The 7,599-nt window shown below is 35.7% G+C and carries 5 protein-coding genes and 1 pseudogene; all 6 read left to right on the forward strand.

Translation table 11 applies throughout. From position 1 onward, the window contains the following. Positions 1-965 (forward strand): annotated as a pseudogene (locus tag CCPUN_RS04755) (DNA gyrase/topoisomerase IV subunit A); the annotation flags it as partial. 102 nt (positions 966-1,067) lie between these two features. Beyond that, entirely contained in the window at positions 1,068-1,997 is a 930-nt protein-coding gene (locus tag CCPUN_RS03870) for a hypothetical protein (RefSeq protein ID WP_133282267.1), read from the forward strand. Positions 1,998-2,341: 344 nt separating this feature from the next. Further along, positions 2,342-3,289, forward strand: a complete 948-nt coding sequence (locus CCPUN_RS03875) for an acetyl-CoA carboxylase carboxyltransferase subunit alpha (RefSeq protein WP_133282268.1) — start codon at positions 2,342-2,344, stop codon at positions 3,287-3,289. A gap of 85 nt (positions 3,290-3,374) precedes the next feature. After that, positions 3,375-4,664, forward strand: a complete 1,290-nt coding sequence (gene tyrS / locus CCPUN_RS03880; RefSeq protein ID WP_133282269.1) for a tyrosine--tRNA ligase — start codon at positions 3,375-3,377, stop codon at positions 4,662-4,664. A 12-nt stretch (positions 4,665-4,676) separates the two neighbouring features. Continuing rightward, positions 4,677-6,221, forward strand: a complete 1,545-nt coding sequence (locus CCPUN_RS03885) for a YifB family Mg chelatase-like AAA ATPase (RefSeq protein WP_133282270.1) — start codon at positions 4,677-4,679, stop codon at positions 6,219-6,221. Between the two features lie 313 nt (positions 6,222-6,534). Then, a partial coding sequence (locus tag CCPUN_RS03890; RefSeq protein ID WP_165941949.1) for an AAA family ATPase occupies positions 6,535-7,599 on the forward strand: 1,065 nt, incomplete at its 3' end.

Consider the following 7,599-nt stretch of genomic DNA (forward strand, 5'->3'; position numbering starts at 1 on the left):
CCTGTTCAGATATAGACGATGTGGTAGTCATACGTAATGTTGGAAAGTGTATGGTTACCAAAATCGTAGAAAAGGTTTTTGTTGGTAAGGATATCAGACATGTTTCTATTTATAGAAAGGGAGATACTAGGCGATGCTACAATATGATTTATGTAGATGGTGCTACAGGCATTGCATATGCAAAACGCTTTCAAATCTTAGGTATTACACGTGACAAAACATACGATCTAACCCTAGGTACACCTGGATCTAGGATTATCTATCTAAGTGAGCATCCAAATGGTGAGGCAGAACTACTTACCATATTACTTTCTCCTATGAGCAGGGCTTCTAAAAAGAAATTTACGTTCAATTTTGCTCAGTTAGCTATAAAGGGACGCGCTGCCAAAGGCAATATACTGACCAAACATACTATATATAAAGCACAATTAAAAGAACAGGGTATATCTACCTTAGAAGCTATTGAATTATGGTATGATGAACGTACAGGTCGTATAACCCCTAATAATGGCCGTGGACAACTGCTTGGTTCTTTTGGTCCATCCGACAAACTACTTTTAGTTTTTAAGGAGGGGTATTATCTTGTGACCGACTATCCGTTGTCTTTTCAACTAGATCCCGATGCCATTGCTTTGGTCGAAAAATTGGGGCATACACATCTTCTTTCTATTATTTTTTACCATAGATTACAGAAAAAATATTTCGTAAAACGATTTATGGTAGAGGGTAGGGGAGAAGATAAAAAATATCCCTTCTTTAGTTCAGAAGCTGATATGTGTGATCTTACCCTTGTCACTTCTGCTCCATCTCCTAAGTTAGCGTTACATTATTTGGTTCATCCTACAAGTGAACAAAATCGATCTATTATATATGATTTAGAAAAGGTAGCTATTAAAACAATAAAAGCCAAGGGAATACCATTGTCTAAATATACCATTACTCAGGTAAATTTTTGTCATGAATAAGTTCGCTTAATTTGAATTAAATCAGTATTTTAAGTTAAAATATTAGGTCCTATTACATGTAAATTGATTGAATTATGTTCCCTACTGAAGTAATCTGTTTATATGATATATAAGGTCTTGCCAAAAATAAGTTTGGTTGTATTATGCTCATTTTTGTTAAGGCCCGAATTAATCTTTGCGGACGATCATTCGTTACATCAACAAAAAAAACAAGCCTTTTTTGCAAAAAATGAAGGACCATCGCTTTATTTTGGTATAAAGAGTTGGGCCAAAGTAACAAAAAAAACCATTGAGCAAAATTGGGCCAGTGGCCTAGAGCTTTCTATGGGTCCTTTTATAGAGTGGAGACCTTTAAATGGCATTGGTATTCAAACAGGATTGTTGTATAGCTACAACCACCTCTGTATGGTAAGTCTTGGTATAAATGGAAAAAGGGTACCCGATTCAGGTATTTTTGCTTCTTTTTATAATGCTTTTAATCAAATAAATAACTTAGATCTTAGTAAAGGTGATAGATTTGGGATAGCATTAGATAACATTACGTTGCATACCTTGAGCCTACCATTACATTTTTATCTGCATCCAGATAAAAACAGACAATTTGTATTATACATAGGTCCACGTTTGGTAATAGCTTTACATGCTGCTTATAAAAAGTTTTTGTTTAAATTAAATGTTGATGCGAATAAAACACAATATCACATAAAAAATTATATTGACAAAATTGATAGAAAAATGGCTACTGATGGCACAATGGGAGACATAGCAGGAGAAATACAAGAAGGAATAAAAGGAGGCATTCAACAGCTTTTTAGTAGGAGTGGTATAGGCGTACCAAGTAAAAGAGATTCCATCTTTAGTTGTTCTTGGGACCTTGGGTTTGCATATAATAGCAGTACGGGTTTTATGATAGGTACAAATGGAGTAGGCATTATGTTGGGATATGATTTTACCCATTTATTTTCTTCTGAATCTTCTAAAGTAACTCCACGGGTGCCTTTTTTGACTTTTGTAAAAACAATTGATTGCTAAATATAAATATTCTTATAAACCTTAGCATACAAGCAAATATGCTCCAAAAATTTCAGTATCCTCGAAATTGTCTATTTCAGTTACTAATTATTTAATAAATCTGAAATGTTTTTATAATTTTAGCGTATTCTTGAAATTTTTTGTACACTTGTATTTGTAGAAGATTTACAGGCTATTTAAATAAATGTAAATTATTTATGGTAATCTGATTAGTTTTTAATAGAAAAATATTGCAGCGTACAATGCCTATGTACAGGGGACTAGCATGTATGCGTACTTTTATGTTGTGTAAATAGTAAATATACATGACATATAACCATAGGATCTAAACAAATAAAAAATTTATGCTATTAGATTTTGAAAAGCCTATTGTTGAGCTTGAAGAAAAACTGGCTAAGATGCAAGAGGCTGCTAAACAAAAAAATAACGCTAAGCTTATAGCCTCTATTGATAAATTGGCAAATGATATAATAGAATTAAGGCAAAGGACTTTTCAAAATTTAACTAGATGGCAACGGGTTCAATTGGCACGTCATCCAAGCAGACCCTACACATTGGATTACATCCAACATATTACAGAAGACTTTGTAGAACTACATGGTGACCGGTTAATGGGGGATGACAAAGCAATAGTAGGAGGATTTGGGACTATAAATGGCAAGTCTCTTATGTTTATTGGCCATCAAAAAGGCAGAACGACCAAAGAAAGACAAATACGTAACTTTGGCATGCCCAATCCAGAAGGCTACCGCAAAGCACTGCGTCTTATGCGTCTAGCAGAGAAGTTTGGGAAACCTATTGTTACCTTTATAGATACTCCAGGTGCTTATCCTGGCTTAGAGGCTGAAGAACGTGGTCAAGCAGAAGCCATTGCAACAAACATTCAAGCCATGTTTGGGCTGCATGTCCCCATTATATGCATAGTCATTGGAGAGGGAGCATCAGGGGGCGCGTTGGGTATTGCAGTAGGTGACCGTGTGCTGATGTTAGAACATACTTGGTATTCTGTTATTACACCAGAATCATGTTCCGCGATTCTTTGGAAAAGCTGGGATTATAAAGAGCAAGCTGCAGAAATATTGCAGTTAACAGCAAAAGACATGTCAAACTTTGGGTTAGTAGATCAGCTTATTCAAGAACCCATAGGAGGGGCACATAGAGATCTTGCAGCGGCAGCAACGGCAGTAAAGGAAACTATTTTAACCCATTTAAACGATTTAGAGCATCAACCTATAGAAATTTTAATAAAAAATCGAACAGAAAAATTTTGCGCCATGGGACAAGTAGGTTAAGCCAATTAAACATGTATCACCATGTTTTAGCTACTTTTACTCCTTAAAGCAAGATAATAAGGTATTTATTATTTTTTAATTACATATGAAAAACTTTGTTGCCAATTTAAAATGGCGTGGCATGATCCATGATATGGTACCAGGTACAGAAGAACACCTCAATAAGAATATGGTTACAGGGTATGTAGGCTTTGATCCCTCGGCTCCTTCTCTGCACCTTGGCAACTTGGTAACGATCATGCTATTAAAACATCTTCAAGAAGCTGGCCATAAGCCTATTGCAATTGTAGGGGGGGCTACTGGTATGATTGGAGATCCTTCTGGACGTTCCAAAGAGCGCATCTTTCTAACAGAAGAGACATTGCGTTACAATCAGGAATGTATTAGTCTTCAATTAGAAAAATTTCTGGATTTTTCTTCTGGAAAGAACAAGGCGGAACTGCTTAATAATTTTGATTGGCTGAAAACCTTCTCTTTTATAGATTTTTTGCGTGATATAGGCAAACATATACCTATTGGATATATGATGGCTAAAGATAGTGTAAAACAACGGATAGAGACTGGGTTATCTTATACGGAATTTGCCTACCAATTATTGCAAGGATATGACTTTTACCATCTTTTTATACACAAAAATGTGACCTTACAAATGGGAGGAGCGGATCAGTGGGGTAACTTAACTACAGGTATAGAATTAATTCGTAAAAAGGCACAAGCACAAGTTTTTGCCTTGACAGCGCCGCTACTCACCCGTGCTGATGGAACTAAATTTGGCAAAACAGCTTCTGGGGCGAATATCTGGCTAGATTCAGAGAAAACTTCTCCCTATACATTTTATCAGTTTCTTTTAAACTGTAGCGATGAAGAGGCGGAAAAGCTTATTAAGGTTTTTGCGTCTTGCCAACGAGAAGAACTGGAAGAGATTATTTTATCACATCGTGCTACGCCTGAACATAGGATATTGCAACAAACTTTGGCTAAAATGGTAACGACCATGGTTCATTCGGAACAGGCCTGTCAAAAAGCTATGGTTTGTGCTCATATTCTTTTTAGTAGTACAAGCACTCCTGATGATCTACAAAAACTAAGTGAGGAAGATTTACTTACTATTTGTGAAACCATACCGCAAGTCCATATCAAAAAAACCGACTTAGATACATCAGATGGTGTAGCATCCTTTTTATCCGTAACTACAGAGGGCATTATTACACCATCTAAATCAGAAGCAAGGAGATTAATAGCGTCAAAAGGCATTATGGTCAATAAAGAATTATTAATAGACCCCTATGAGAAACCCCATTTTAAATTACTACATGATCGTTACTTATTAGTACAGAAAGGCAAGAAAAATCATTACCTTATTCTTGTTCAATAATTATGCTGTTCTATGGGTGAAATTACCAAATCTTTTAGTAGTGCCATATATGGGGTTGATGCCTTTATTATTTCTATAGAGGTAAGTATTGTAAATGGCACTGGTTTATTTATGGTGGGACTTCCAGATAATGCGATTAAGGAAAGCCAGCATCGTATAGAGTCTGTATTAAAGCAAATTAAATGTACCATGCCCCGTCAACGGGTTATTGTCAACCTTGCTCCAGCAGATATACGTAAAGAGGGAGCCGCCTATGATTTGCCTATTGCATTATCTATTTTACATGCTTCACAGCAACATAACTTACCCCTTTTATCTTCATATGTAATTATGGGAGAATTGGCTTTAGATGGAACCTTAAGGCCCATAAAAGGAGCCCTTCCAGTTGCCATTCAGGCCTATAAAAGTGCATTTAAAGGCATGATCGTTCCCGAAAAAAATGGAACGGAAGCAGGCATTGTTAATAAGATTGAAGTAATTGCAGTTAGCCATATTACGGAAGCCATAGCATTTTTAGCACAAGAACGCATTATTCATCCTATACAAATAGATACTCGAAAAATTTTTGAGGAAAAAGTGAGTGACTATGATATAGATTTTGGAGACGTTCAGGGGCAAGAAAATATAAAACGAGCCCTTGAAATTGCAGCTGCTGGTGGCCATAATGCAATCATGATAGGTCCTCCTGGAGCAGGTAAGACCATGTTGGCAAAACGCTTACCTTCTATTCTTCCCCCTTTTACCCTAGCTGAAACATTAGAAACCACTAAAATATATTCTGTAAGTGGACGCATGGATCATGTGTATGGGCTTTTACCTGTAAGGCCTTTTCGTACCCCTCACCATACCATTAGCGATGTTGCGTTGGTAGGAGGGGGGACCTTTCCACAACCTGGAGAAATATCCCTAGCGCATCATGGAGTGCTTTTTCTAGATGAACTACCAGAATTTAAACGTACGGTTTTAGAAGTGATGCGTCAGCCTTTGGAAGATGGTAAGGTGATTATCGCAAGGGCTAAATTTTCTATTGAGTTCCCAGCAAGTTTTATGCTTATTGCTAGTATGAATCCCTGTCCATGTGGTTATTATAACCATCCTGAAAAAGAATGTGTTTGTAGTCCTGTGGTTGTGCAACGCTATATAAATAAAATTAGTGGCCCACTGTTAGATAGAATTGATCTCCATGTGGAGGTGACACCTGTGTCTTTTGAAGAATTGTCTTCTCGTAGAAAGAACGAACCTAGTTGTGTCATTCGTGAACGTGTGGTTAAGGCTAGAAAAATACAAGCGCAACGATTTACAGATCTCCCTCATATGTACACGAATGCACGAATGTCCTCTAAAATAACAAAAGTGTTCTGTCCTATTTCAAAGGTTGGTCAGAAGTTGTTACAGGTGGCTATGGAAAGATTAGGGCTTTCAGCTAGGGCATATGAAAGAATTTTAAAAGTAGCACGAACTATTGCAGATTTAGGAGAAAGTGAAGCTATATCGGAGGTGCATTTGGCAGAGGCTATTCAGTATAGAAGTTTGGATAAAGAGGGTTGGGGCAAATAGTAATCATCAGTAAAATCTCTTACTTTTTTCTTTTCTGTAAAACCGTTTGCTATATATAATATTTATATATTTGTAGTGACTAAAAATTTTTAGCCTGATTTGTCTTATAGGGCAATAATGATATGCTCCGATAGCGTATCCATTCATGTAGTCTTCTTAAGATAGTACAGCCTACATAGCTCATAAGGCACATCGAGCAATAACAAACAATGCATTAGTAAAAAAAATGGTTATTCAAAAAAACAAAAGTATTTGCGTATTATTTCTGTGCCTTATACTATCTTTATTTTCATGTAAAACAAATAAGTATGGTATGAATCAAGATTTAGAACCAAAAAGAGCTGGAACACATTTAGAACCAGCTTCTATAAAAAGAACGCATTTGAGTCGTTTGCCTATTGGAGATACAGATATAGCCAGTGTTATACATTCTGGTTACTATGCAGATAAAACAAAACTTGTTGGTAAACTTTTATTGGAAGGGAAAACTTCCTTTCTTGTTCGTCCCCGTAGATTTGGTAAATCACTGTTTGTGAATACCATAGCTGCAATTGCTGAAGGAGCAAATAAAGAATTATTTAAGGACTGTTTTATCTCTAATGGGGAGTTTGAAGATGAAAATGGTGATATAATAAAATACGACTGGAAAAAATATCCGGTGATTAGGTTGGATTTTTCAGGATTAAATAATACTTCATCTGACAAACTAGAAGGGGATCTTATAGAATTATTAGAGGACATTGCCTTGCAGTATAAAGTAAAAATAACAGGAAAATCATTACAAACAAGGTTTAGAAGGCTTATAAATACACTTATAACATTAAAAAAAGGCTATGAGCCTAAAATAGTTCTGCTAATAGATGAATATGATAGTCCAGTAATCAATTTAAATTGGGATTCTCAGAACTATAAAGACTGCATGAAAGTACTTAGTGATTTTTTTGCAACGGTGAAAAGCTGTGCTAATAATTGTCAATTAATCTTTGTAACGGGTGTGTATAAATTCGTTTTATCAGGATTAGGTTCAGGGGCTAATATATTGCACGATGGAGATATATCACTCGATGAAGATGTTTCAGATATTGTAGGATATCGAGAAGAAGATATTAGAGCATTATTTAAAAATAATTTTGACAATATATGTGATAGAAGAACAGAAATAACTGGTATAGACCAATCGACTGAAACAGTTGTAAAGAATTTGAAAAAATATTATAATGGATATAGGTTTTCTAATTCTAATAAAGGGCCTAATGTATTTAATCCTACATCCATACTACATTTTTTTAAGTCTGGGGAACTATTAGGTTATTGGAAAGATACAGCAGATACTAGGCTCTTAGTAAAACAGATGCAAGACAATATTGAAAGATTTAGC

The organism is Cardinium endosymbiont of Culicoides punctatus (genome assembly GCF_004354815.1).
Taxonomy (GTDB): domain Bacteria; phylum Bacteroidota; class Bacteroidia; order Cytophagales; family Amoebophilaceae; genus Cardinium.